This window comes from Sinorhizobium sp. 22678 (assembly GCF_052044265.1).
Taxonomy (GTDB): Bacteria; Pseudomonadota; Alphaproteobacteria; order Rhizobiales; family Rhizobiaceae; genus Sinorhizobium; species Sinorhizobium meliloti_A.
Genome location: NZ_JBQEMS010000011.1, coordinates 38,053 through 62,739 on the forward strand (window position 1 = coordinate 38,053; position 24,687 = coordinate 62,739).

Sequence of the window (24,687 nt, forward strand, 5' to 3'; positions counted from 1 at the left end):
CGGGCGGATTTCCGGAAGACGCTGCTATTGCAGCGCGTCCTTGTGCAGATTGGCGTGCTTCAGCATGGAGCCGAGCAGGTTCCAGGGATCCTCGTCCTTCGCTCGCTTCGGGCTGTGGGCCGCAGCGCGCGCCTTGGCGAGCGGCACGATGAAATAATCCGTGCGGGGATCCGGGAAGGGATCCGCGAAGGATTTCAGAAGGGGTGCGTGGTCGCCGTAAAAGACGAACCAGACCGGCCGGTCGAGCTTGTTGAGGCCGTCGATCAGCTGCTTCAACGCAGCGTCAGACTGCTCGAGGATCGCCAGGTAGATATCGACGGGATGGGTGAGCGTACCGACGCGCCCCGGTTCCCAGGGGCCGTGATTGGCCATCGAGGCGACGAAGAAAAAGCCGCTCTCCTCTTCCGGCAGCTTCTCGACTTCGGCGAGCACGCGGGCTGCCAGCGTGGCGTCCGAGACATAAAGCCCGTCGCGCTCCGGTTTATGGTCGAAGGCATCGAGCATGGTAAGCTTCTCGAATCCAAGGAGGGGCATCGCCTTGTGCCGCAGGAAGAACGTCCGGTCATAGGGATGAATGAAATGCGTGCGCCAGCCGGCGCGCTTGAGCTTTCCGGGCCAGACGACATCGGCATAGTGCGCGGCACGAAGATACGGATAGCTGGCATCGACGTGGATGTCGTCGGGCACAAGGCCGCTCAGGACGGCAAATTCGGTGCGCAGCGTGTAGCCGCCCTCGAAGACATTGCTCAACCGCCCCCACTGCACCGCCTGCTTGCGCAACCGGTCGACCGTCGGAAGCTTGATCGAATCGACACCGAAATGCCGCATGTCGATGAAGGACTCCGACTGCCATACGACGATCAGCGGGGCCTCCTCGTGGCCGATAAGGTCGTGTACCGCGGCGCGCAGTATTTCCGACAATTCGGCGACGATCTTGTCGCGCTTGACGCCGAGCCAGATGATGAAATGGAAGACGACGGAAGCGAAGGTACCGAAACGCACCGTGTTCTTCTTGACGTTGATCGCCTTCACCAGTCTCTGCACGAGGGCGGCCGTCGGGCGGTTCACCGGCCCGTAAAACAACAGGCCCCAGGGTCCGGCGGCGATCCCCACCATCATCAGAACCCAGAAGAGCCTGCTTCTTTCGGGCAGTATCGTCGGCTCGAAATACATGTAAAGTGCCGATACGCCGAACACGTAAAGGAAGGCGACGATCCAGAACACGATGTTCAGCGAGCTCGCATAGAAGATCGTCTTGTACTTGAAGACATCCGCGACCAGGGCAATATCGGAAAAGACCAGCGGCTCGCGGATGAACTTGAACTTCGCGCGGGAAATGCCGGTGAAAATGATGAAGAAACTCATCGTGCCGGCGGCGGCATAGAGGGGCCGCCACGAGATCGCGAAGAAGCCGGCAAAGACGAGCGCGATGACCGGTAGCCGGGCGAGACGGTCGATCCTGTCCTGATAGCGCCCGTATTTCGGTGCGTTCTTCCTGCGTTCGCGCGCCGGAAGGGCGAACCGGTCGGTATAGAAGATCACCGCGCAGGACAGCAGATAGCACCCGAGGGTCAAGGCTATCGGGTAGTCGTGCAGGTGGAAGGGAATGAGCGCCAAGCCGATACCTTTGAGCCATTTCACCGTCGCCGCCTCGGCAGAAGGCTTCTCCCGACACTTAAAGCCTAATATTGGCTGGCACAAGCATGGCCGGGGGCGCCGCCGTCACAGTCCACTGTTGCGCGCGATCGCCCGATCGAACCACCAATTGAGGAAAGGCCTGACCGCCGGCCCGAAGCGGCCGAGAAGATATAAGATCCCGCCGAAATAAATCTCGAAGCGCCGCCGGTCGATCCCGTCGACGATCTTTCGCGCAACCGCCTCTGCCGTCCATGGGCGGACGGTTCCCACGATCAGGCTGGCCTCCTGCGGCCGGGCGGCAAGCTCCCTCGTAAATTGCGGCGTCACGGTATCGGGTGGAAAGCAGATCGATATGCCGACGTTGTGGACGCGTGCTTCGCTGCGCAATGCCTGGGCGAAGCCGCCGAGGGCGAACTTCGAGGCGCAGTAGGCGGTATAGCCGTAGATGCCGATCAGCCCGGCGCCCGAAGAGACCATCAGAATATGGCCGCTGCGCCGCTCCTTCATGTCCGGATAAACGGCGCGCACGGCATGTACCGTGCCCGAAAAGTTCGTTTCCATCTGTCGCTGGAAGGCCGCGCCCTGCATCGCCTCGAAGGGCGCCGGTTCGACGACGCCTGCCGAGGTCACGAGAACGTCGCAAGGCCCGAACGTCTCCACACAGCGCAAAATCGCGGCCTCGATCTCCTCTCCTTTAGTGACGTCGGCGACCTCTATGCGGAGCGCTCCGGCCTCGAGGCCGTGTTCGGCCACCAGCTTCTGCGCTGCCTGCTCCAGAAGATCGCGGGAGCGGGCGACAAGAGAGAGCCTCGCTCCCCGGGCTGCGTAGATCGAGGCGACCGCGAGGCCTATTCCGCTCGAGCCGCCGGTGATGATCACATGTGTCATGGACGCACCCGTTGGCGGCCCGCTTGCGGCGGCTCGTGGTCAGCGCGCCGAGAGCGCACTCAGCATCTTCTCGATATCGACGCCGCCGAGCCCGAAATTGCGGTCGGTAAGATCCTTCAGGCGTTCGGCCGTCAATGTGACGGTGCGGCGGATCTGTTCCTCCGTGTGGTCGCAGGTGATGAAGAAGCGCAAGCGCGCCTGTCCTTCCGGCACCGCCGGGTGGATGATCGGCAGCACGTTGACGCCGGCGGCGAGCAGGTCGTTCGAAAGCTGGACGGCGCGCAGCGAATCGCCGACGATCACGGGCACGACCGAAAAGCCGCCGCTCAGCCCCGTATCGAGGCCGGCCTCCTTGGCCAGCTTCAGGAAAAGGCTGCCGTTGCGTCTCACCGCCGCCGTGCGTTCCGGTTCGCTTGCCAGCACGTCGAGGCTGGCGACCGCGGATGCGGCAAGCACGGGCGCGAGGCCGACGCTATAGACGAAGCCGCCGGCAGATGCCTTCAGGACGGCCGCCAAAGCGGCGCTTCCTGCTATGTAGCCGCCGCAGCTCGACGTGGTCTTCGACAATGTTCCCATCCAGATGTCAACTTCGTGCGGATCGGCCCCGAAATGTTCGGCGAGGCCCCTGCCGTGCCGGCCGAGGACCCCGAGCGAATGCGCCTCGTCGACCATCAGCCAGAAGCCGTATTCGGCCCTGAGCTTAAGAAGCGCCGGCAGATTGGCGACGTCGCCGTCCATCGAGTAGATGCCCTCGACGATCACCAGGATGCGCCGGTAGTCACCGGCGACGGTGCGCAGGACATGCTCGAGATCCGCCGTGTCGTTGTGCTTGAAGAAGCGGCGTGTCGCGCCTGAAAGCTTGATCCCGGCGAGCGCGCTGTTGTGGATGAACTCGTCGTGGATGACGAGGTCCTTCGGTCCCATCAGGCAGCTGATCGCGGCGACATTGGTCAGGTAGCCGCTTACGAAACAGACGGCGGCATCGACGCCGTAGAATTGCGCGATCTTTTCTTCGAGCTCCACATGCTGCGGTCTTTCGCCGGCGACGAGGCGGCTTGCCGACGCGGAAATCCCGAAGCCGGCGATCGTCTCGCGCGCACGCTCGAGGACGTGAGCATGCCGGTTGAGCCCGAGATAGTCGTAGGAGGCGAAGTTGATCAGCTTGCGGCCATCGATCATCGTCGTCGCACCGGCTGCCGTCTGATGCGGTCGGTAGAACGGGTTGGCGATGCCGAGCTGCTCGCTGGCGATCTTCTGGGTAAGGACCTGCTTATATTCGGGCAGATCCTCGAAACGCGCCTGCTGGCGACGCGGAGCCGGCGGCAACTCCCGCTCCGAGCGCGCCATCCGGTTGCGCTCGGACGATTGATGCGTGTTCCGCATCCTGTCCAGCAGACTCTCCTTGAGCGTGCTGTTCATCTTCGGGAAAGTCTGGCCGTTTCCGTCGCTGCTCATTGGCTCAGTGCTTTTTCCTTGTCCGCTCCGACATGGCGTTGCGCAAGTTCCGTGACGAGCTTGTCGTCCCCGGCCTCGGTCTCGTTGCCCTGATCGCGCTTGCTTACCTTTTCATGGAGCTTGCGTGCAATGTCACCGACAGTGGTATTATCCGCGACGCCGCTCAAAGGCATGTCGAAGCCGGTGTTCTGCTGGAAACTCATGCCGAGTTCAACCGCCATGAGGCTGTCGAGACCGATCTCCTTCAATATTTTTCCGCGAGTGACCGTATCCTTCGACACGCGGAGGATGGCGGCGATCTCGCTCGCAACCAGATCGAAGAGGATGTCCTCGGCCTCTTGAGGGGATTTGCCCTCGATCATCGCGACGAGGTCCATCTTCGTGCCTTCGGCGCCTGTGGCATGCTGATCGGCGCTGCGCAGGATCACCTCGAAGAGCGCGTTGCGGGCGACCGGCAGATTCCGCGCAGCTGTCCAGTCGATCTCGGAAATCATCACGACGGCCGCGTCGACCGTGCCCGGATCCGCGGCGATGTGGTTCTCCACCATGTCGAGCGCCACCTGGGCCTTCAACGCCGTTTTGCCGATGCGCTTGGCGAGCAGGTCGTTGACGTCGGCGTTCTGCGTCAGGTAGCCGGCATCGGCAATCGCGCCGAAGCCGACGGCGAGCCCTGACAGGCCCTCCTGGCGCCGTGCACGGGCAAGGCCTTCGAGATAGCCGTTGGCGGCGACATAGTTCGCCTGGCCGGGATTGCCGACCAGCGTCGTCGCCGAGGAGAACAGGATGAAGTTGTCGAGCCTGTCACCACGGGTAAGGCGATCGAGGATTGCCGCGCCCTTGGCTTTCGTGTCGATGACAGGCCGGTTGCGTTCGCGGCTCAGATTGCTGATCAGCGCATCGTCGAGCACCATCGCCGCGTGAACGACGGAGCGAAGCGGTGCTTCCGAACGAAGCGTCGCCAGAAGCGTCTCCACGGCCGCGGCATCCGTGATGTCGCAAGCATGGACCGAAGCCGCAACGCCGCCATTTTGCCAGCGCTCGATCATCGCGTGCGTTTCCGCATCCGGCTGGCCTCGGCGGGAGCAAAGCGCAATCCGGCGGGCGCCTTTCTCGACGAGCCAATTGGCGGCGACGAGGCCGAAGCCGCCGATGCCGCCGACGACGAGATGGACGCCGTCCGGGTCGACCTTCATATCCCTTACAGCCTTCGCGGTCACCTCGTGCCTGCCGGCAACAGGCGGCAGCACCACGATCTTGCCGATATGCCCGGCATTCTGCATCAGCCGGAAGGCATTGCCGATTTCATCGTAATCGAAGGCGCGATAGGGAAGCGGCGTGAGCTTGCCTTCCTCGAAGAGCGCTCCGATCTCCATGAAGATGCGCCTGGTCAGATCCGGCGCATTCACCAGCAGCTGATCGGCGTCGATGCCGAAATAGCTGATATTGCGGCGAAACGGCCTGAGCCCGATCTTGCTGTCGGCGTAATAGTCGCGTTTGCCGAGCTCCAGGAACCGGCCGAAGGGTTTCACCAGCGAGAGGCTCTGCTCCATCGCCTCGGCGAAAAGCGAGTTGAGCACGAGGTCGACGCCTTCCCCGCGGGTGACCGAACGGACATCGTCGACGAAGCCGAGCGAACGCGAATCGAAGACATGATCGGCGCCGAGCATCGTCAGGAAGCGCCGCTTTTCGCGCGTTCCCGCCGTGGCGATGACCTTGGCGCCCTTGAGCTTTGCGACCTGGAGCGCGGCGAGGCCGACGCCGCCGGCAGCACCGTGGATCAAAATCGTCTCTCCAGCCTGAATGCGGCCGAGTTCGACAATGGCGTAATAGGCGGTAAGGAAGGCGACCGGCAAGGTGGCCGCGGCCACCGGGCTCATCGCTCGGGGCAGCTTGGCAATGCCGGCGCGCGCGACGACCGCATGGGTCGAGAAGGCCGCGGAGGCGATCGCCATCACCGCATCGCCGACCGCGAGATCGTCGATCCCTTCGCCGACGGCGACCACGTGGCCGGATAGTTCCATGCCGATCGTCGCCCCGGCAAAACCGTCTTCCAACGCCTCTTCAGGCAACAGGCCCATGGCCCACATCACGTCGCGGAAATTCAAGCCGGTTGCCGCGACGGCGACGACGACCTCGCCGGGGCCCGGCTCCGGTACGCTCGCCTCTTCCCAGGCGATGCTTGCAACCTGCGAACTGACGCGCTGGCGAATGGTCGCGGCCGCAAACGCGCTGGTTTTCCCGTCGGCCTTGTTCGTTGCGCCGGGTACGGCCCGAAGCTCCGAAAGCAGGCCCGTCTTCTGGTCCAGCAGCCATTCCCGGTTCTGTCCCGAAACCGTCAGCAGGGAAAGCGCTGCGGCAAGCAAATCCTTGCGGGCGACGTCGGCAGCGCCGGCAACATCGAGCGCATGAATGTCGATGAACTCATATTCGTTCTGAAGGACGCGGGCGAAGGCCCACAATCCGGAATTCAGCCCGGAGCTTGCCGAGGCTGACAGGGGAGCGCCGCCCGGGGCCACGAGCACGAGGCGCGGCCGGTCGTCGCCTTCCGGCTCGACGCCGGCGAGATGCTGTTTCAATGCCTCGGCAAAGGCGCTGAGCGCCAATACGCGCGTCTGCAACAGGTCCGATCCGTCGCCGCCGGCGCGCTCCGCCTCAGACGTGAAAACCGCGCGCAACGGTCTGTCGCCCATGGCTTCTAGGGCTGCGCGGAGCGTCGCCATGTCTGCGGCAAGGTCGCCTGTCATCCGGACGGGAGTGGCACTTCTTCCACCGGCCGCGACCGGTTTCGAGGCAGAGGCAGTCTCGATCAGCAGATAGGGTGTCGCGGCTTCGCCCGGCTCGGCGCCTGAGCCTGCCGCCGCCGTGCCCCGGGCCTCGATCAGGATGGTGTTCCCATGCGGGCATTCGCGATCCGTCACGACCACGTCGCCGAGGTCGAGATCTGCGAGACACTTCTGCCAATGGGGTACGGCAGCGATCCTGCCGATCGGGAATTCTGCCGTCTGGCTGCGCTCGAACCATCCGCCCGAGAGACCCAAGGCGAAATCGGCGAAGATCGACGGCGCGCTGACGGCCGCGACGAGCCCGCTTCCGGTGAGCATCGAGCGAAGGGCGGTGCGCACCCCGCTCTCCTCTTCGATCAGCTGGTAGAGATTGTCCGAAGCGCTGACCGCGAGGTCGAACGGCCCGATATCTGCGAATTCGCTCTTCTTCAGAACGCGCACATGCGCATCCTCCTCGAAGGCGATTTCCAGACTCCGTTGTGCATTGTCGCGCGGCTCGAAAATGGAAAGTACCGCACCGTTGCGCGCCGCGAGATCGGCCAGCCGGCGGCTGAAGCCGGCAGAGACGCTGCCGAGTTCGACGAGCCGCAGACGGGCGCCTGCCGGTTGCGCCGCGAGAACGCGTTCGACCGTGTGAAGCACCTGGTCCATGCGCGACCGGCTCGCCACGGAATGCACGGCCTGATGGTCGAGCGTCGCTTCGCTGACGAAACCGGCATTGAACGAAGCCGCGTCGTCACCTGCAGGTACGGGAGCAAGCAGCGCGTCGAGACGGCTGAGCGCTTCCGCATAGGCGTTGTTGACGAGCACCGCTTCGACCGCACGGTCGGGGCGGTCGCCATAGAGCTCCCCAAGGATCTCCGGCACGGTCGGAAGCGTGAATTCCCGTGCGACCTTCCAGTTGCCGTTCTGATGTTCGCAAAGACCGGCATCCTCCAGCGTCAGGAGGCAGCTCGTCAGGAAGCACTGGAAAGCGAAGTCCCCGGGCAGCGCGTCGGCTCGCACTGTGGCGGTCCCCTTGCCGAGCTTCAGGGCAATTTCCTGGCCGGCGCGATAGATGGCCGCGTTGAAGAGCAGGGTCGCGTTGTCGACGCCATCGCCATCTATCGGCTCGGCCAGCGTCGCAGGCATGGCCGTCGCAACTTTCATGCCGGGCACGGTCGCGTTGGACAGAACTGCCTCATAATGGAAGGACAGGCCTTCAAGCGTCTTGTGCTTGCGCAGATAGGTACGGCGGAAGCGGCAATCCTCGAAATGTGCGATCGCGACGCCGGTCTCGTCGAAGAAATGGAACCGTGCCTTGATCGAGTTGGCGCTGACCCGCTCGATCTCGATCGTCGCGCGGGCGATCGCCCGGCCGGCATTGACCACGCGTACGGAGCCGAAACGGACAGGAATATAGGGGGCGCCGCCCCTGTCGCCGGTGAAGCGGTCGAAGAGTGCGACCAGGCCGTGGAAGGTCGCGTCGACCGAGATCGGATGAAGGGCGTAGGTGACGTGTGGGTGCCCCGTCGCCTGAGGATGCTTCAACTCGACGTCGATGAGCCGGTCGCCATAGGCCACGGCTTTGGAGAGAAGTTGGAATTGCGGGCCGTAGTCCAGCCCGAACTGCTTCGCCGTTTCATAGGCCTTGGCCGCCGTCACGGTCGCCGTCTTCGCCAAGCCTTTGGTGGACGGACAGCCGTTGCTCGTCGTCGGCAAGGGCTTGCGGCTTCGCGCGACGGCATGCACCGTCCAATCGTCCTCCGAGAGACGTTCGCGCGACCGGATCTCGATGTCGCCGGTCTCCGGCGACAGGATGGTCGAGAGTTCCATGATCCGGCTGTCGCTCAGTTCGAGCGGGCGGACGATCTCCAGATTGGTGATCTCGACCTCGTCGCTGCCGTGATATTGCTGTGCGGCGGAAACGGCGATTTCGATGAAACCGCTGCCCGGGAGGATCGCCTTGCCGTCGACCACGTGCTCGGCGAGATCCGGAAAGAGATGCGCGTCGACGTGGTTCTTCCAGCTTCCCGCATTGGGGTCGCCGCGCCAGCCGTTGAGACGATAGGGCTTTGCGGAGCGTCCGAAGAGATCCGTCGCATCGGTCGTGACTGCCGGCCGCAGCTCTGCCGGCTCGAAGGGCAGCGCGGGCAGTTCGATGAATGCGTCCCGCTTGCCATAGACACGCGACCGGTCGACGGCGGCACCGTGGGCGACGGCGCGCGCCATCGATGCCGAGATCGGATCGTGGCCGTTCTCGCCGGCATCGCGCAGCAATGTCGCCACCACCGAAGCCGGCACCGCCGCCTGCTTGATCGTCTCCTTGACGTAAGATCCGAGAATGGGACGCGGCGAGATCTCGATGAACAGCGTGCAGCCGAGATCGAGCGCGGCCTCGGCAGCGGCCTGGAAACGCACCGGCTCGCGAACGTTCTTCCACCAATAGTCGGGATCGAGCGCAGTCCCGTCGAGCGCGGCACCCGTGACGGTCGACAGATAGGCCAGCTCCGTCCGGCGGGGGGCGATATCAGGGATGTCGGCGAGAAACGCCTCTTTCGCCCGATCGATGATCGGATGATGGAACGGATAATTGATGTCGAGGATCTGAACCGGGATTTTAGCCTTGCGCGCAGCGTCGCGGAACGCCGAAATCTCGTTTGCCGGGCCGGAAATCGTCACCGAATTGTGAGCGTTGATGGCTGCGACGCAGACATCGTCGAGCCCGCGCTCCGCCGCGAAGGCCTTGGCTGCCTGCTCGCCCAGCATAACGGCAGCCATCGTGCCCTGGCCGGCCAGAAGGTCCTGGTGCAGCGATCGTTTGGCGACGATCGACACGGCGTCGACGAGGGACAGCGCCCCTGCCGCATAAGCGGCAGCGATTTCGCCGACCGAATGACCGAAGACGGCGGTCGGCTTGATGCCCATGGCCACGAGCGAGTCGGAGAGCGCGGCCTGTATCGCGAAAAGCAGCGGCTGGGCCACCTTCGTGTCCGCGAGCTTCCTGTCGAGTCCAGGGTCGGTCAGGAGATCGGTGAGAACGATATCCGAATGGAACCTGAAAAGGGCGCTGACCGAGGTGAACGACTGACGGAAGTGCAGATTCTCGCGGAACGCCTCGACACCCATGCCGGCCCATTGCGAGCCGTTGCCGGAGAAGACGAAGGCGACCTTTGCTTCCTTCGCCGCCGCTTCGCCGGTCTCCCCGATATCGGAGCCGGGCTTTTCCAGGTGGTTGGCAATCGCCCGGACGATATCTTCGGGATGATCGCTGCGTGCCGCGAACCGATGGCGCATATGCGTCCGGTTGGCGCCGGAAGCGGCGACGATCGCGCGCGTCTCTTCCTTCGTCGCGCCCGCAAAGGCGGCCTTATAGTCTCTGAGCAGGTTTTCGAGGCTCGACGCGGTATGGGCGCTTGCCAGAAACACGTGGCCCGCCGGAGAGGTCGCAGCCTTTTCCGCCTGTGCCGGATCCGGATCGCTGATGACGACATGGGCGTTGGCGCCGCCGAAGCCGAAGGAATTGATGCCGGCGAGCCGCGCCCGCTTGCCCTTCAGCAGCTCGATCGGATTGGCCGTCACGCGGACATTGAGTCCGTCGAAGTCGATCTGTTCGTTCGGCGTCTCGAAATGCAGCGAGGCCGGCAGATAATTGTTCTCCAGAGCCAGAACCGCTTTCAGCATCCCGAACAGGCCGGAGGCCGGCTCGGTATGGCCGATATTGGACTTTATCGAGCCGATCGGCACCGGAGCCCGGCGCTTCGCGCCGATGACCGTGCCGATGGACCATACCTCAGCCGGGTCGCCGACCTTCGTGCCGGTACCGTGGCCTTCTACGAAAGCGACCTGGTTGGCGTCGATGCCATTGCCTTCGTAGATCATCCTCAGCAGATTGGCCTGCGCCTCGCGCGAGGGCAGCGAGATGCCGTTGGTGCGGCCGGCCGAATTGACGCCGGTGGCGACGATCCGCGCATAGCTCCGGTCGCGCTCGCGTTGCGCCCGGTCCGTGCGGCGCAGGACGAAGACGACGCCGCCCTCGGCGCGCACATAGCCGGCGCCGTCGTTGTCGTAGGCGCGGCAGAGCCCTTCGGGCGAGAGCATGCGCGCCTGTGCGAAGCCGACGAAGGGAAGCGGGTGGGCGAGGATATTGACGCCGCCGACGATGGCCGTGTCGATCTCTCCGGCGTTCAGCGCCCGCATTGCCTGATCTAGGGCTACGAGCGAAGAGGAACAGGCCGTGTCGACGGTCATGCTCGGACCGCTCAGGCCGAAGACGTGGGAAATACGGTTGGAGACGATCGACAGCGTGTTGCCCGTCATGAAGTAGGGGCCGGCGGCAGCCGGGTCGTCGACCGTGAGATTGGCGTGATCGAGGCTGGAGGCCCCGACATAGACGCCGACGTTTTCACCGTGCAGCGAGGCGACGGAAATATTGGCGTCCTCGAGCGCACGCCAGGCGAGCTGCAACAGAACCCGCTGCTGAGGGTCCATATACATGGCCTCGCGCTGCGACATCCCGAAAACGGCGGGATCGAAATCGTAGATATGGTCGAGGACGCCGGCGGCAAAGGAATAGGTCTTGCCGGGCGTGCCCATGACCGGATGCCAGAATCGCGCAAGGTCCCAGCGGTCCGAAGGGACGCGGGTCACGGTGCACTTGCCCTGACGAAGGATTTTGAACAGCGCCTGCGGAGATTTCGCTCCCGGGGCAAGGCATGCACGCCCTATGATTTCAACCGTCATGTAAGATCGAACGCTCTGAACTGCCGTTAAAATTGTCTTAGCCCATTGCAAGGTCAAACGTAAATTGCAATCGGCGACATTCCTGCTCTGTAGGTATCCCCGGGTTTATCCCCTGCGCTGTATTAGTGAGCTTTTAACTCATAGTGCCTAGCTTTCAACCCCGAAGGGCTAGATATACGTCTCCTGCGTTCCGTCCAATACAATTACCGCGACGGTTCGTAACCAAGATCGAGGCGGTATGGCCGGAAGAGCGCAGTCTCGATTATTTTGCCGGCTGTCGCGGCGAGGTGGCTTGTTGTGGGACGGCCTTTGTGCTTTTCAGAGACCGGCGGATTCCCTGCCGGGAAAATGCGGCGCAGATATCTGTATGGAATCATTGCTGCGCCGAACACGGAGTGTCGTAGTGAAACGAGTGACTGCCCTTCTGCTTTGTACCGCGCTTGCGGGATGCCAGGCCGTGCCGGGCGAGGGCCCTCTGACAACCGATATCGTTTCGGATGCCGGCCAGTCCGGCTCGGAGATCGGCAGAAGGAACGCGACGGTATTTGATATTGTAGATGTCGATGGCCAGTCGGCGCGGCTCGTTTCCGAATATGTTTCCACAACCCTCAGCCGCCGCTTCGGCATTGGCGGCGGCGTCGGTCAGGTGGTCATCGGCATTGGCGACCAGTTGAAGGTCACGATCTTCGAGGCGGGCAGCGACGGACTGTTTTCCACAACTGAATCGAAGCAGACGAGCATCGATCTCGTCGTCCAGCCCGATGGCAAGGCGGCAATTCCTTATGTCGGATCGGTCCGTTTTGCCGGCCTGACGCTCGAGCAGGCGCGCCAGGCGATCCTCGATGCATTGAAACAGAAGGCCGTCGAGCCGGATGTGATCGTGACGTCGACGTCGACGGCGTCGCGCATCGTCACGGTCTCCGGTGCCGTCGGCCGTCCCTCGGTCGTGCCTCTCAATCTCGTCAGCGAGACGATCAACGAGGTCATCGCGAAGGCGGGCGGCCCGTCGGCGCAGCCCTACGAGACCTATGTGACCCTGGTGCGCGGCAAGAAGACCGGCACGGTCCTGCTGAAATCGATCATCGAGAGCCCGTCGGAAAACATTCACGTGAAGCCGGGCGACCAGATCTTCGTGACGCGCGATCCGCGGACCTTCACCGTGCTCGGCCAGGTCCGCGCAAATCAGCGCGTCGAATTCGGCGCCAACGATCTCAACCTGCTAGAGGCCGTCGCGCTCGCGGGCGGCGGCTCGGATCGGACGGTGGATGCCAAGGGTTACTTCGTCTTCCGCTACGAGGAGCCGGACATCGTCATGAGCCTGCTTGGGCAGGAGCGGTTTCACAAGCTGCTGAGCAAGGGCATGAAGGCCGACCGCGTCGGGCGCTACCCGGTCGTCTACCGGTTCGACATGACGAAACCGGACAGCCTCATTGTCGGTCAGACCTTCCCGGTCAAAAATCGCGACGTCATCTATGCCTCGCGCCATCCTTCTGTCGACATCACGAAATTCCTCGATTTCGTCGCAAGGCCGATCGGTATCGTCAACTCCGGCGTGAACGTCGCCGACAATCTCAGCGATTTGAACAACTGATCTTGGGGCGCGCGACACCGGGCGTCGGTCCGGTGTCGACGCGGTTGCCGCTGAACGCTTTCGGCCGGCATGAATTAAGATCTTATAATCAATCACCTTTATAAGGTTCGCCCGTTCGCCGCGAGATTCACGTCACGAGCGCCGAACGTGCTTGCCGCGGTGCGCGTTCTATGGTTGATCTGGTTAGAGCGGGATGAGGAAAGGTGTATGCGATTTTCCGCCCGCATCCCGCTCTAGCTAATTAGAATCGATCACGTTCGTGACTGAGGTCGATCCGACCTGAACCATCGTGATCGAGATCGATTGTTGATGGCCGATGCGGCTCGGCCGGATTGCGAGAGGCAATGCCTGACGACGCCCTGATCGTTATCGACTTGCAGAACGACTTCTGCCCCGGCGGCGCTCTCGCGGTCGAGGGCGGCGATGAGATCGTGCCTGCCGTCAATCGCCTCATCGACGCGTCGCCGCATGTCGTCCTGACCCAGGACTGGCACCCGGCCGGCCATTCGAGTTTCGCCTCGACGCATCCGGGCAAGGCTCCGTTTCAGACCGTGGCGATGCCTTATGGAGAGCAGACGCTCTGGCCCGAGCATTGCGTCCAGGGGAGCCCCGGTGCCGATTTTCATCCGTCCCTGCGATGGACCTCGGCGGAACTGGTCATACGCAAGGGCTTCCGCCGCGAGATCGACAGTTATTCCGCCTTTTTCGAAAACGACCACCGGACCCCGACCGGACTTGCCGGTTACCTGCGCGAGCGCGGCTTAAAGAGCGTGACGCTTTGCGGCCTGGCTACCGATTTCTGCGTTGGCTTCTCGGCACTCGATGCGGTCGCTCAGGGCTTTTCGACGTCGGTGGTGCTCGGTGCCTGCCGCGGCATCGATCTGAACGGCTCTCTCGCGGCCATGACCCTGCGCATGCGCGATGCCGGCGTCCGGCTGATCTAGTCGCCCCGGGACGGGGAAGCGCGGCACCGGCCGCATCCCCGCCCGGACTTAGGATATCGACCACGATCGCCTCGCCACAGAGCGGGTCATGACGGTCCAAGAGGAGCGTATTGCAGATGCCAAAGACCGATATCGCGCGACGGGTCTATAACCATACCTGGAAGCTCGATCCGATCGTCCGCAGCCTGCTGGATACGGATTTCTACAAGCTTTTGATGCTGCAGATGATCTGGCAGCTCTATCCGGGCGTGGACGCGACCTTTTCGTTGATCAACCGCACGAAGACGGTACGCCTTGCCGAGGAGATCGACGAGCAGGAACTGCGCGACCAGCTCGACCACGCGCGCGGCCTGCGCTTCACCAAGAAAGAGATGATATGGCTCGCGGGTAACAGCTTCTATGGCCGCACGCAGATCTTCTCGCCGGAATTTCTGGCCTGGCTCGCAAAATTCCGCCTTCCGGAATACGAGTTGTCGCGTCGTGACGGCCAGTTCGAGCTGACGTTCCGTGGCCGCTGGGCCGAGACGACGATGTGGGAAATCCCCGCGCTCGCGATCATCAACGAGTTGCGCTCGCGCGCGGCGATGAAAGGGCTCGGCCCGTTCACGCTGGACGTGCTCTATGCCCGCGCCAAGGCCAAGATGTGGTCGAAGGTCGAGCAGCTGCGCGAGCATCCGAACCTGCGCATCTCCGACTTCGGCACGCGCCGGCGGCACAGCTTCCTATGGCAGCGCTGGTGCGTCGAGGCGCTCAAGGAAGGCATCGGCCCGTCCTTCACGGGATCCAGTAACGTGCTGCTGGCAATGGACAACGACCTGGAGGCGGTCGGCACCAATGCGCACGAGCTGCCGATGGTGGCCGCGGCGCTTGCCCGCAACGGCCGCGAGCTTGCGGCCGCGCCCTACAAGGTTCTGCAGGACTGGAACCAGCTCTATGGCGGCAACCTCCTGATCGTGCTCCCGGACGCGTTCGGGACGGCCGCGTTTCTCAGGGATGCGCCCGACTGGGTGGCGGACTGGACCGGCTTCCGGCCGGACAGCGCCCCGCCCATCGAGGGAGGCGAGAAGATCATCGCCTGGTGGAAGAAGATGGGCCGAGACCCGCGGGAGAAGCTCCTGATCTTCTCCGACGGCCTCGACGTCGACACGATCATCAAGACCTACTGCCACTTCGAAGGGCGCGTGCGCATGAGCTTCGGCTGGGGAACCAATCTCACCAATGATTTCGCCGGCTGCGCTCCGACCGAAATCAAGGGCCTCAACCCGATCTCCATCGTATGCAAGGTCAGTGAGGCCAATGGCCGCCCGGCGGTCAAGCTCTCGGACAACCCGCGCAAGGCGACGGGGGATCCGGCCGAAGTCTCGCGCTATCTGAAATTCTTCGGCAGCGAGGATTTCGTGGAGCAATCCGTACGGGTGTGACGGGGGAAGAAGCCGGCGTCTGCGGCTTCCAATCCCTCAATCATATGACTTATTGCGGTACCTCACTATTTCCTTGAATTTCCCCCCGATTGCCCCATGATGAGGTCGTTGAGGTACACCTTGGGAGGGGTTCGTGCGTCAGGCCTATTCTCCGGATGACGTGGACGTCATGCGCGGAGCGCTCGATATCTGGTGCGCTCTGCACAATGTCGGCAGGGATGGTGTGGAGGCCAACAGGGCCGCCAAGCGCATTCTCGACCTGATGGACACGAAGAAGTGTTCCTGCGACGAACTTCTGGCTCAGCTGGGAGATTTCGGCCCGGAGCAACGTCGCCGCGTTTCATGACGCATGTCCCCAGGCGATCTTTGCGCCTGACAAGGCGGCCGCTTTCATCGTGGTATCGATGAGGTGATTTCGTGCGACACGGCGGCATTCGCCTCCGGGCGATAGCTGGACAGCGCAAAATGCAGGATGCCGCTGACTGTGATGGACAGCGCGAGAACCGCGACAGTGACGCCGAGACCCGATTTGATCATGTCCATCTTCTCCGACCGTTGCTTGTTTGCGCGTGTGAAAGACCGCGGAATAGAGTTATTCCTGTGGCGCCGGTCGGACTGTTCCCCGAGGAACGGAGAATATGGTTAACAATCTCCTGACCGTGGCGGGCATGCCACGCCACCTGAGGCTTTCAATTGCTTCTCTTCCCTGAAATTTTTCCGATTGACCTTGCCATCGTTGTAAGCCCTAGAACTTGAAAATCAGGTTGCAGCGGCGAAGTTCGCCCGTTGTGGCCGCGCCACACTCGATGCGCCTTGCGCGTCAACGTGAGCTGAAGATTGAAAATTTTGGGCCCGATGATAGGCATTGAACATGGGCATGCTTCGAATCACGACGCAGAAGCTGTTGATTCTGTTCCGCCTGGTGATTTTCGTGTCACTGGCGGCATATGCATTGCCGAGTTCCGCCGCAGCCATGCACGGCGACTGGTCCCAGTCTGAAATCGCGCAGCCGGGCGATCATTCCGATATGGCGAGCGGCGCGCATTCGCACGGCGATCAGGACTCCTCTGCCGCAGGCGACGAGAAGCCCGGGAAGCAGCAATGCTGTAAAGACGTTTGTGCCAGCATGGCGATTCTGGCGGGGACCGACGCTATTGGCAGACCCCGCCTATCCCCCGTCCGGGAATTCGTCGACGAGGCCGGGACCACGGGCGAATTGCCGCTGCTGCACCGCCCCCCAAGCGCCTGAATAGGATGCGCCCGTCCGTTTGACGGGTCGAACGCGTGTTCGCGAGCAAGCCTTGCTCTCGAGCGCTGCCGCAATCTCCTATTCGGATAAATCCATGAAACATCTGCTTTTCGTGGCCGTCCTGCCGCTTTTTGCGAGCGGTTGCGCCGCCACCTTGCCTCCCGATGTGATCGCCTCGGGCGAACTCCCGGCCAGCGATGCCGACGTGTGGCCCGTTGCCTATACGAGTCCTGTCGCGGGCTATACGGACCGCAGGGCCGTCGATCCCAAACCATGGCGCGACCAGAATGATGCGCAGGCTCCGAAAGGAGGCGGATCATGATGAAAGCCAAGATGAAGCTGGCGGCGACGCTCTCACTGCCGCTGGTGCTCGGCGGTTGCGTTACGGCTGGCGAGTACGCAGTCAAGCACGCCGGATTTTCCCTGGTCGCGGCGACAACGGCCGAAGCCGCCGGCAAGCAGACCGTGTGGGTGCAGAACCAGGAACAGGCCCGATCCGTCTCCAAGCGGGTGAAGGCGCTGATGGCGAAGAAGTCGATCGACGTCGAGACGGCAGTCCAGGTCGCGCTGCTCAACAACAAGGGGCTGCAGGCGGCCTATGCCGATCTCGGCGATTCGGCGTCCGACGCCTGGCAGGCGACAATGCTCGTCAACCCGACCGTGGGTGTCGGGCTGACGGGCATCGGCACGCCGGGGCTTACGGCATTCCGGACGGTCGAGGGCGCGATCGTCTCCAATATTCTTGCGCTCGTCACGCGCGACAGGAATATCGCGCTCGCCGACACCGAGTTCCGGAAGGCGCAGTTGGATGCCGCTTCGCGCACCTTGCAGCTTGCTTCCGAGACGCGGCGCGCCTGGATCAATGCCGTAGCGGCTTGGGAAACGGTGGGCCAGCTCAACCGGGCGCAGGCGGCGGCCGACGCAGCGTCCGCGCTTGCCGAAAAGCTCGGCGAGAGCGGGGCCATGACAAAGGGGGCGCAGGCCCGCGAGCATGTCTTCTACGCCGAACTGGCGGGAGAGGGGGCCAAGGCGCGGCTCCAGGCGCGTCTGGCCAAGGAGGAACTGACGCGGTTGATGGGCCTCTGGGGTTCGGACGTCAAATTCCAGGTGCCGAACCGGCTGGCTCCCCTGCCGAAGGGTCTGATGAAGCGCGACCAGATCGAGGCGGAAGCTCTGCGGCGGCGGGTCGATCTCCAGATTGCGAAGCTCGATCTGGAGGCGACGGCCAGATCCTACAATCTGACCGAGGCCACCCGCTACGTCACCGACCTCAACCTCCTCGCCGGCTTCGAGACCGAGCGGGCAAAGGAGGACGGCGACATCTCGTCGGAGACGACGGGCCGGGCCGATCTCGAATTCGTCATTCCCATCTTCGACAGCGGCAAAGCGCGCATGCGCAAGGCCGAGCTCGCCTATATGCGGGCGGCGAACCTTCTCGCCGAAAAGGCCGTCAATGTCCGCTCGGAAGCACGCTCGGCCTATCAGGCCTACCGCGCCAACTACGACATCGCCCGGCACTACCGCAGCAGCGTCGTGCCGCTGCGCACCGAAATCGAGGAACAGTCACTCCTCACCTACAACGGGATGATCACCAGCACCTTCGAACTGCTCGCCGACAGCCGCGAAAAGGTCAATGCGATCCTGCTCGCGATCAATGCCAAGCGCGACTTCTGGCTGGCCGAGGCGGATCTGGCTCCGGCGATCTACGGCGGGGGCGCGGCCTCCCGCGAAACCGAGGTCGCGGCGGCCGCCGAAAACGGCGAATGAGAAAGGCACGCAAAATGTTCAACAGACGACAGTTACTCGGCGCGAGCGCCGCACTGGTTTCCACCGCCGCCTGGGCGAAAACGTCGAATATGGGCCTGCCCGAGGCGGCATTCATGGAGACGGCGGATACGCAAGCCCCCGTCCGGCCTTCCTCCGGGCCTGACTACAACCCGGTGGTGACCATCAACGGCTGGACCGCACCCCACCGGATGAACAGCGGCGTCAAGGAGTTCCATCTCGTCGCCGAGCCGGTCGAGCGCGAGATGGCGGAGGGCATGACCGCCTATCTCTGGGGCTATAACGGCCAGTCGCCAGGTCCGACGATCGAGGCGGTCGAAGGCGATCGGGTCCGCATCTTCGTCACCAACAAGCTGCCGGAGCCGACGACGATCCACTGGCACGGCATGATCCTGCCATCCGGCATGGACGGCGTCGGCGGGCTGTCGCAGCCGCACATCCCGCCCGGCAAGACTTTCGTCTACGAGTTCGATCTCGTGAAGTCGGGCACCTTCATGTACCACCCGCATTCCGACGAGATGGTGCAGATGGCGATGGGGATGATGGGCTTCTTCGTGATCCACCCCAAGGACCCGAAATTCATGCCGGTCGACCGGGATTTCGTGTTCCTGCTCAATGCCTACGACATCGAGCCGGGCTCCTACGTGCCGCGTGTCATGGAAATGACCGACTTCAACATGTGGTGCTGGAACAGCCGCATCTTCCCGGGCATCAGCCCGCTGGTCGTTTCCAGGAACGACCGCGTGCGCGTGCGGGTCGGCAATCTCACCATGACCAACCACCCGATCCACATGCACGGCTACGACTTCGAGGTCACATGTACCGACGGCGGCTGGGTCCGACCGGAGGCGCGCTGGCCGGAGGTCAGCATCGACATTCCGGTCGGCGCCATGCGCGCCTACGAATTCGACGCCAAATACGCGGGCGATTGGGCGATCCACTGCCACAAGTCGCACCACACGATGAACGCCATGGGACACGACATCCCAACCTTCATCGGCGTCGACAAGAAGGGGGCCGCGGAAAAGATCCGGAAGGTCCACCCGGAATACATGCCGATGGGTACGGCCGGCATGTCCGACATGGGCAAGATGGAAATGGAGCTTCCCGAAAACACCATACCCATGATGACCGGCTGGGGTCCGCACGGGCCGATCGAAATGGGCGGCATGTTCTCCGTCGTCAAGGTGCGCGAGGGCATCTCGGCGGACGATTACTCCGACCCCGGCTGGTACGAAAACCCGCCCGGAACGCAGGCTTGGGAGTGGACGGGCGAGCTTCCGGACTGGACCAGGGCCGATGACGCAAAGACGCGGATCACGCCGAAGCACTCCAAACACGGATGATAGCGCATGACGATCTTCAACCAACCGATCCGTCTCGCCCCCGGAAGGTCGGGCGAGATGGTCTGGAAATTCACCAATGCCGGCGCTTTCAAGATCGCGTGCCTGGTGCCGGGTCACTACGACGCGGGCATGCACGGCGACGTGACTGCCGCACGGAAATAAATCCTCAGGAAAGGGTCTCACATGAAAACGACTGTCAAGTTCACACTGGCCTTCGCCCTCGCTCTCGGCACGGCCTACGGCGCCATCGTCGGCGACTTCACCAAAGGTACCGTCAAGAAGGTCGATGCCAAAGCGAAGAAGGTCACGCTGAAGCATGAGGAGCTGAAGGCTCTCGAGATGCCTGCCATGACGATGGTCTTCAGGGTCAAGGACGAAGCCCTGCTGTCGAAGCTGAAGGAAGGCGATCAGATCGAATTCGTTGCCGAACGCGTCGACGGCAAGCTGACCGTCACCGAAGTGAAGTAGCTCCGATAGAGACGCGACGGGATGCCGCCCGTCCCCATCCCGGCTTCGATGCCGTCATCGGCCCGCATTACGGCACGGTCGTCGGAGGCGTTCTGGACAGCGGCGTCCACAGCGAGTTCACTGTAATAGTCGATGCGGTGAACGTGGCGCAAAGGCTCGAAAACCCCGGCCAAGTCGCTCGACGCTCCGCTTGTGATCTCGTTTTCGCTGATCGAGCGTCCTTGCCTGGACAGTCCAGCCAAGCCCTGCACGTTTGCAGGCGGTCTTGAAGGCGTTGCTGATACGACTTCCTGCCGACGTGTCTGCATCCTTATCCGGGTCGGGACGTTCATACGGGACGCACTTGCAATTAATAGCACAGGGTTAGTTGTCCTGCTCCCAACTCCGCCCAGGTCGGCAGCAAGGCGGGAGAGCCCTTGGCCTTCGGATCGACAGAGTTTGTCCGAAGGCATTCCCAGCAACTGAGGAATTACAGATGACCCGGCGATTACTCGCTGTCTTCCGTGCCATTTTCATCGATTGTGGGTGGCTCAAAACTGAATGATGTCTGGTCATCTTCGGGCGGAAGTTGCAAGTCTTCGATGCCCAAGACCTCGAATTTCGAGCCAGCCAGTTTCTTGATGTCCCCGTCATCAGAATAGATGACCGTCGCGCCCTCGATAGCGGCTATGGCGACGATCTGGTCATCGAACTTGGCTTTCGCCTTTGACACCGTTGCAGATTTCGTCCCGCTCTGGCGGCGCTCAACCTGCATTGCTGCGTATTCTACCGCCGCACGCTCATCAAAAGGCGAGATGCGGAAATGCTTGCTTCTCTTGATGATCGAGAGACGTTCCGGTGCTCCGTCCTGCGCCCTAACAAGGCTTTCGGCGAGCGAGGGCGTGGGGATGATGATCTTCGTCTTTTCCCGCTGGAGGGTTGCGATCAGATACTCGACACGCTCGCGGCAACGCTCGACTGGCAGGCCAGTGGTTTTGCAGGTCGGCGCGTTGGCACTTTCATCGAAGAGGTAGAGAAGTATGTTGGCGTCGAAGGCAACAATCAATTCGCGTCTCCGCCACCATGACGATCTTCAAGGAGTGCACGAACAGGATCGGGAACCTCGTTCCAGGTGCTTCCTTTGATCTTTCGCAGGGAAGCAACCACCTCTTCCAGAGGCTCGTCGCCCAGAACTTCAAAATCGGTGATCTTGAAGCTCTTCAAAACCCAACTGCCATCGGCTTCCCGATACCATGTCCCACTGCCGTAAACCCGCAAGGTCGGGCCGAGAAGATGCTGTGCAATCTTCCGGGCGAGGTCGGCTGTAGCATTGAGACCGCTATGGATGGTGGCACCATCGCGCAGGTGAACCGGGATGGTGTCATCCTTACCACCGACACGAATGACCTGCCCCTCTAGACTGCCTTCCTGCCGGATCGGCCCAAAGACAAGGGGCTCCGGTCGGGTACGACCAGGAAACGGCAAAATGACAGCGCCATCGTTCCCGCTCAGTTCGCCGGTTGCATTGTCCTTGCGCAGCATCTCATCAAGTTCGTCAAACGCCTTGAGGGCATCCTTGGGCGCGCTCCCCCGCTGAAGACTCAGCACCCTGTCCTGCACCTTCGGCTGCGCTGGTTCATCCACTGCGGCGACAAGAATAGCAGAACCCGTCTCGACACTCTGAAAATGAACATTGGCGGTTTCGCCAAGCAAACGGGCATACGCCGCCATGTACTCCGCAAGCCGGTCCATAGGCAGCGTTTCCGGCGTGTAGCTGTTTTCTATTTGAAACCTATATTCGCTCATTCCAATCATGCCTCACGCTGATCGGCGCAAATTCCGACCATCTTACCACACGACTACCATTGATCGCCCCTGAAACCAAACGGTACTGTTTCTCGTGGCAAGAAATAGCGGCGCTGGTCGACGACATCATGCGCCCGGGTCAGCCGGTCGCCTCCGTAGTCATCCCCGGCTATCAGGACACACTTGCGGATCGCACGCGCAACCCGGGTATTGCAGCGCTCGAAAACGGGCGCGCGGCAGGGCCGTCGTCCGGCGCCTACACGCAGCGGCGTTCGGCCAATACCGAAGCCGTCGAGCGCGCCAATATCCAGACGCCGGAAACGCTGCAGACCCGGACCTACGAGTGGATGCGCGGCCAGGTCAGCGGCACCTATCTCGCGACGGCGATCGCCGCCGTCGTGGCGCGGGCGAAGAACTGGGGCATGGCAAAACCGTCGTTTCGGCGAGGGTGCGCGAGATCGGGCGCGACGTCCACTTTTCCTTGAGTGCCCCAAATAGCGCCCAAACTGCTGTATGTTGGTGAGTTGGGCGTTTTGTAGGAAGGCCGGAAGTACTTCATTTCTTTAGGAGATTAATGGTGCTGCTAGAGAGATTTGAACTCTCGGCCTCTCCCTTACCAAGGGAGTGCTCTACCCCTGAGCTATAGCAGCATCCGGCGGCGCTTCGTGACGAGCCGCATCAGGCGAGGGGCCTATTGCCATAGCTTGAGGGAGAGCGCAAGCCGCATTTCGAAGTTTTTGGGCGGGCCGTGCCGGGAAGTCGGCGGGCTTACGCGGTCCAGGGCGTTCAAGCTCTTCCGTTGTGGCCTGTTGCGGCACGGACCGGCTCGGAAGCAGCTTCGCGGTTTTCCCCGATTTCGCTCTCCTCCGGCCGGCTTGCCGCTTCCGAAGGTCCTGGTTTTGCGGTAATGGATGGCCATGCAGAGCGACGATAACAATAAGCATGTGCCGGGGCGGGCAAAGGGCGCAGGGCATTCGAGCGAGGCCGAGGCGAGGCGGCTGCGTCTGGCGAAGAACCTGCGCGACAATCTCCAGCGGCGCAAGCAGCAGATGCGTGCGCGCCGGGCTGGTGCTGCGGACGAGACATCCGGACTGCCTGCCGCAAAAACGGACGAATCGGAAGATTAGGTCCTGCAACCGGCGGCAGGCGGGGCCGTCCGGGTCTTCGCTTCCCTGCACCCCGCCTTTCAAGGCACTTCTAATTTCACCGCATCTCCACTAAAGAGACGCCCTTCAACAATGCCGGATCGGCATCGATTTTCCAGAAAGGCGGGCAGCGCCCGTTCGAGAGGTCTCATGGATCGCATCAGGATTGTAGGCGGAAACGAACTCCACGGGGTGATCCCCATCTCCGGCGCGAAGAACGCCGCCTTGCCGCTGATGATCGCGTCGCTGCTGACCGACGACACGCTGACGCTCGAAAACGTCCCGCATCTGGCCGATGTCGAGCAATTGATCCGCATCCTGGGCAATCATGGTGCCGACATTTCCGTCAACGGCCGGCGCGAGCGTCAGGGCGAGAGCTATGCCCGCACGGTTCATTTCACCAGCCGCAACATCGTTTCGACGACGGCGCCCTATGAACTCGTCTCGAAGATGCGCGCGAGCTTCTGGGTCATCGGGCCGCTGCTCGCACGCGAAGGCAAGGCGCGGGTGTCTCTGCCGGGCGGTTGCGCCATCGGAACGCGTCCGGTCGATCTCTTCATCGAGGGGCTGGCAGCACTTGGCGCCAATATCGAGATCGATGGCGGCTACGTCAACGCCACCGCACCGGCAGGCGGGCTCATCGGTGCGCGCTACGTGTTCCCGAAGGTTTCCGTCGGCGCGACGCATGTGCTGATGATGGCGGCAACGCTGGCCAACGGCACGACCGTGCTCGGCAATGCCGCACGCGAGCCCGAAGTCGTCGACCTTGCCAAATGCCTGAACGCCATGGGCGCGAAGATCAGCGGGCAGGGGACGAGCACTGTCACCATCGAGGGTGTGCGCTCGCTCTCGGGCGCCCGTCACCGCGTGCTGCCCGATCGCATCGAGACGGGAACCTATGCCATGGCCGTCGCCATGGCGGGCGGCGACGTCATTCTCGAGGACACCGAGGCGAGCCTCCTGGACACGGCGCTCGAGGCGATCCGTCGCGCCGGCGCCGAGATCAGCGAGACGAACAACGGCATCCGCATCGTCCGCAACGGCGCCGGCATCAAGCCGGTCGACATCGTTACCGATCCGTTTCCCGGCTTCCCCACCGACCTCCAGGCGCAGTTCATGGGACTGATGACCCGGTCGAGCGGCATTTCCCACATTACCGAGACGATCTTCGAAAACCGTTTCATGCATGTGCAGGAGCTGGCGCGGCTCGGCGCCAAGATCTCGCTCTCCGGCCAGACGGCCAAGGTCGAGGGCGTATCGCGGCTGAAGGGCGCGCCGGTCATGGCGACGGATCTCAGGGCCTCCGTTTCGCTCGTCATCGCCGGTCTGGCGGCCGAGGGCGAGACCATGGTCTCGCGCGTTTACCATCTCGACCGCGGCTTCGAGCGCCTCGAAGAGAAGCTCACGCGCTGCGGCGCCCATGTCGAGCGCGTCAGCGACTGATCCGGCTCGGCGCGTCCGATCAGG

The 24,687-nt window shown here is 62.8% G+C and carries 19 protein-coding genes, 1 tRNA gene and 2 pseudogenes; 14 read left to right on the forward strand and 8 right to left on the reverse strand.

The window, feature by feature from the left end; all coding sequences use genetic code 11:
- Nucleotides 1–24: 24 nt before the first annotated feature.
- The 4 genes from ACTJKL_RS17625 to ACTJKL_RS17640 all read right to left on the reverse strand — a co-directional run bounded on the left by ACTJKL_RS17625 (nucleotide 25) and on the right by ACTJKL_RS17640 (nucleotide 11,486).
- The gene (locus tag ACTJKL_RS17625; protein WP_440853423.1) at nucleotides 25–1,641 is read right to left on the reverse strand and encodes an LTA synthase family protein; all 1,617 of its coding nucleotides are present in this window, start codon (nucleotides 1,639–1,641) and stop codon (nucleotides 25–27) included.
- Nucleotides 1,642–1,722: 81 nt separating this feature from the next.
- The gene (locus tag ACTJKL_RS17630; RefSeq protein ID WP_440853424.1) at nucleotides 1,723–2,526 is read right to left on the reverse strand and encodes an SDR family oxidoreductase; all 804 of its coding nucleotides are present in this window, start codon (nucleotides 2,524–2,526) and stop codon (nucleotides 1,723–1,725) included.
- A gap of 39 nt (nucleotides 2,527–2,565) precedes the next feature.
- The gene (locus ACTJKL_RS17635; protein WP_324762872.1) at nucleotides 2,566–3,981 is read right to left on the reverse strand and encodes an aminotransferase class I/II-fold pyridoxal phosphate-dependent enzyme; all 1,416 of its coding nucleotides are present in this window, start codon (nucleotides 3,979–3,981) and stop codon (nucleotides 2,566–2,568) included.
- Nucleotides 3,978–11,486: a type I polyketide synthase gene (locus ACTJKL_RS17640; protein WP_440853425.1), complete on the reverse strand. Its 7,509-nt coding sequence runs from the start codon at nucleotides 11,484–11,486 to the stop codon at nucleotides 3,978–3,980. Before ACTJKL_RS17640 ends, ACTJKL_RS17635 begins: the two co-directional genes overlap by 4 nt.
- A 403-nt stretch (nucleotides 11,487–11,889) precedes the next feature.
- Here ACTJKL_RS17640 and ACTJKL_RS17645 point away from each other — a divergent pair, with 403 nt between their 5' ends.
- From ACTJKL_RS17645 to ACTJKL_RS17660, 4 genes are all read left to right on the forward strand, one after another.
- A complete protein-coding gene (locus ACTJKL_RS17645; RefSeq protein WP_018094165.1) occupies nucleotides 11,890–13,077 on the forward strand; it encodes a polysaccharide biosynthesis/export family protein in 1,188 nt (395 codons plus the stop codon).
- 344 nt (nucleotides 13,078–13,421) lie between these two features.
- Nucleotides 13,422–14,021 (forward strand): bifunctional nicotinamidase/pyrazinamidase, encoded by a 600-nt coding sequence (gene pncA / locus ACTJKL_RS17650; protein ID WP_440853426.1) that lies wholly within the window; start codon nucleotides 13,422–13,424, stop codon nucleotides 14,019–14,021.
- A 116-nt stretch (nucleotides 14,022–14,137) separates the two neighbouring features.
- On the forward strand, nucleotides 14,138–15,442 hold the full coding sequence (gene pncB / locus ACTJKL_RS17655; RefSeq protein ID WP_440853427.1) for a nicotinate phosphoribosyltransferase: 1,305 nt from the start codon (nucleotides 14,138–14,140) through the stop codon (nucleotides 15,440–15,442).
- Between the two features lie 133 nt (nucleotides 15,443–15,575).
- On the forward strand, nucleotides 15,576–15,788 hold the full coding sequence (locus tag ACTJKL_RS17660; protein WP_004435886.1) for a hypothetical protein: 213 nt from the start codon (nucleotides 15,576–15,578) through the stop codon (nucleotides 15,786–15,788).
- Between the two features lie 44 nt (nucleotides 15,789–15,832).
- On the opposite strand, the gene ACTJKL_RS17665 is transcribed toward ACTJKL_RS17660, so the two are convergent.
- Nucleotides 15,833–15,979, reverse strand: coding sequence for a hypothetical protein (locus tag ACTJKL_RS17665; protein WP_013843957.1), 147 nt, complete (start codon nucleotides 15,977–15,979; stop codon nucleotides 15,833–15,835).
- A gap of 334 nt (nucleotides 15,980–16,313) precedes the next feature.
- On the opposite strand from ACTJKL_RS17665, the gene ACTJKL_RS17670 reads away from it, so the two are divergent.
- The 7 genes and pseudogenes from ACTJKL_RS17670 to ACTJKL_RS17700 all read left to right on the forward strand — a co-directional run.
- Nucleotides 16,314–16,691, forward strand: a complete 378-nt coding sequence (locus ACTJKL_RS17670) for a hypothetical protein (protein ID WP_411932632.1) — start codon at nucleotides 16,314–16,316, stop codon at nucleotides 16,689–16,691.
- A gap of 94 nt (nucleotides 16,692–16,785) precedes the next feature.
- Nucleotides 16,786–17,013 carry a hypothetical protein gene (locus ACTJKL_RS17675; protein ID WP_440853428.1) on the forward strand — a complete coding sequence of 76 codons (228 nt, stop codon included), beginning with the start codon at nucleotides 16,786–16,788 and terminating at the stop codon, nucleotides 17,011–17,013.
- Nucleotides 17,010–18,458 (forward strand): TolC family protein, encoded by a 1,449-nt coding sequence (locus ACTJKL_RS17680; RefSeq protein WP_440853429.1) that lies wholly within the window; start codon nucleotides 17,010–17,012, stop codon nucleotides 18,456–18,458. The genes ACTJKL_RS17675 and ACTJKL_RS17680 overlap by 4 nt, the downstream gene beginning before the upstream one ends.
- Nucleotides 18,459–18,472: 14 nt before the next feature.
- Nucleotides 18,473–19,822, forward strand: a complete 1,350-nt coding sequence (locus ACTJKL_RS17685; protein ID WP_440853430.1) for a multicopper oxidase family protein — start codon at nucleotides 18,473–18,475, stop codon at nucleotides 19,820–19,822.
- Nucleotides 19,823–19,849: 27 nt separating this feature from the next.
- Nucleotides 19,850–19,984, forward strand: a pseudogene (locus ACTJKL_RS17690) (cupredoxin domain-containing protein); the annotation flags it as partial.
- Between the two features lie 21 nt (nucleotides 19,985–20,005).
- Nucleotides 20,006–20,290: a copper-binding protein gene (locus ACTJKL_RS17695; RefSeq protein WP_440853431.1), complete on the forward strand. Its 285-nt coding sequence runs from the start codon at nucleotides 20,006–20,008 to the stop codon at nucleotides 20,288–20,290.
- Nucleotides 20,291–20,325: 35 nt separating this feature from the next.
- Nucleotides 20,326–20,509 (forward strand): annotated as a pseudogene (locus ACTJKL_RS17700) (adenylate/guanylate cyclase domain-containing protein); the annotation flags it as partial.
- Between the two features lie 268 nt (nucleotides 20,510–20,777).
- On the opposite strand, the gene ACTJKL_RS17705 reads toward ACTJKL_RS17700, so the two are convergent.
- Together ACTJKL_RS17705 and ACTJKL_RS17710 are read right to left on the reverse strand one after the other, a co-directional pair.
- Nucleotides 20,778–21,335, reverse strand: a complete 558-nt coding sequence (locus ACTJKL_RS17705) for a type II toxin-antitoxin system VapC family toxin (protein WP_440853432.1) — start codon at nucleotides 21,333–21,335, stop codon at nucleotides 20,778–20,780.
- Nucleotides 21,332–22,075, reverse strand: a complete 744-nt coding sequence (locus ACTJKL_RS17710; RefSeq protein WP_275596797.1) for a hypothetical protein — start codon at nucleotides 22,073–22,075, stop codon at nucleotides 21,332–21,334. The genes ACTJKL_RS17705 and ACTJKL_RS17710 overlap by 4 nt, the downstream gene beginning before the upstream one ends.
- Nucleotides 22,076–22,134: 59 nt before the next feature.
- Between ACTJKL_RS17710 and ACTJKL_RS17715 the strand changes: the two genes are divergently transcribed.
- Complete coding sequence (locus ACTJKL_RS17715) at nucleotides 22,135–22,560, forward strand: hypothetical protein (protein ID WP_379941647.1); 426 nt, start codon at nucleotides 22,135–22,137, stop codon at nucleotides 22,558–22,560.
- Nucleotides 22,561–22,650: 90 nt separating this feature from the next.
- Here the strand turns inward: ACTJKL_RS17715 and ACTJKL_RS17720 are convergent.
- Nucleotides 22,651–22,725: transfer RNA gene (locus tag ACTJKL_RS17720), tRNA-Thr, on the reverse strand.
- Between the two features lie 261 nt (nucleotides 22,726–22,986).
- Between ACTJKL_RS17720 and ACTJKL_RS17725 the strand changes: the two genes are divergently transcribed.
- Nucleotides 22,987–23,202, forward strand: coding sequence for a hypothetical protein (locus ACTJKL_RS17725; protein ID WP_018094174.1), 216 nt, complete (start codon nucleotides 22,987–22,989; stop codon nucleotides 23,200–23,202).
- Between the two features lie 168 nt (nucleotides 23,203–23,370).
- Nucleotides 23,371–24,663 carry a UDP-N-acetylglucosamine 1-carboxyvinyltransferase gene (murA, locus tag ACTJKL_RS17730; protein WP_275596795.1) on the forward strand — a complete coding sequence of 431 codons (1,293 nt, stop codon included), beginning with the start codon at nucleotides 23,371–23,373 and terminating at the stop codon, nucleotides 24,661–24,663.
- The last annotated feature ends 24 nt before the right edge of the window (nucleotides 24,664–24,687 follow it).

Excerpts from the sequence above, each read along its gene's own strand:
- ACTJKL_RS17630 (WP_440853424.1), bottom strand. The coding sequence starts at position 2,526 with ATGACACATGTGATCATCACCGGCGGCTCGAGCGGAATAGGCCTCGCG.
- ACTJKL_RS17635 (WP_324762872.1), bottom strand. The coding sequence starts at position 3,981 with ATGAGCAGCGACGGAAACGGCCAGACTTTCCCGAAGATGAACAGCACG.
- ACTJKL_RS17640 (WP_440853425.1), bottom strand. The coding sequence starts at position 11,486 with ATGACGGTTGAAATCATAGGGCGTGCATGCCTTGCCCCGGGAGCGAAA.
- pncA (WP_440853426.1), top strand. The coding sequence starts at position 13,422 with ATGCCTGACGACGCCCTGATCGTTATCGACTTGCAGAACGACTTCTGC.
- pncB (WP_440853427.1), top strand. The coding sequence starts at position 14,138 with ATGCCAAAGACCGATATCGCGCGACGGGTCTATAACCATACCTGGAAG.
- ACTJKL_RS17665 (WP_013843957.1), bottom strand. The coding sequence starts at position 15,979 with ATGATCAAATCGGGTCTCGGCGTCACTGTCGCGGTTCTCGCGCTGTCC.
- ACTJKL_RS17670 (WP_411932632.1), top strand. The coding sequence starts at position 16,314 with ATGGGCATGCTTCGAATCACGACGCAGAAGCTGTTGATTCTGTTCCGC.
- ACTJKL_RS17675 (WP_440853428.1), top strand. The coding sequence starts at position 16,786 with ATGAAACATCTGCTTTTCGTGGCCGTCCTGCCGCTTTTTGCGAGCGGT.
- ACTJKL_RS17680 (WP_440853429.1), top strand. The coding sequence starts at position 17,010 with ATGATGAAAGCCAAGATGAAGCTGGCGGCGACGCTCTCACTGCCGCTG.
- ACTJKL_RS17685 (WP_440853430.1), top strand. The coding sequence starts at position 18,473 with ATGTTCAACAGACGACAGTTACTCGGCGCGAGCGCCGCACTGGTTTCC.
- ACTJKL_RS17695 (WP_440853431.1), top strand. The coding sequence starts at position 20,006 with ATGAAAACGACTGTCAAGTTCACACTGGCCTTCGCCCTCGCTCTCGGC.
- ACTJKL_RS17710 (WP_275596797.1), bottom strand. The coding sequence starts at position 22,075 with ATGAGCGAATATAGGTTTCAAATAGAAAACAGCTACACGCCGGAAACG.
- ACTJKL_RS17725 (WP_018094174.1), top strand. The coding sequence starts at position 22,987 with ATGGCCATGCAGAGCGACGATAACAATAAGCATGTGCCGGGGCGGGCA.
- murA (WP_275596795.1), top strand. The coding sequence starts at position 23,371 with ATGGATCGCATCAGGATTGTAGGCGGAAACGAACTCCACGGGGTGATC.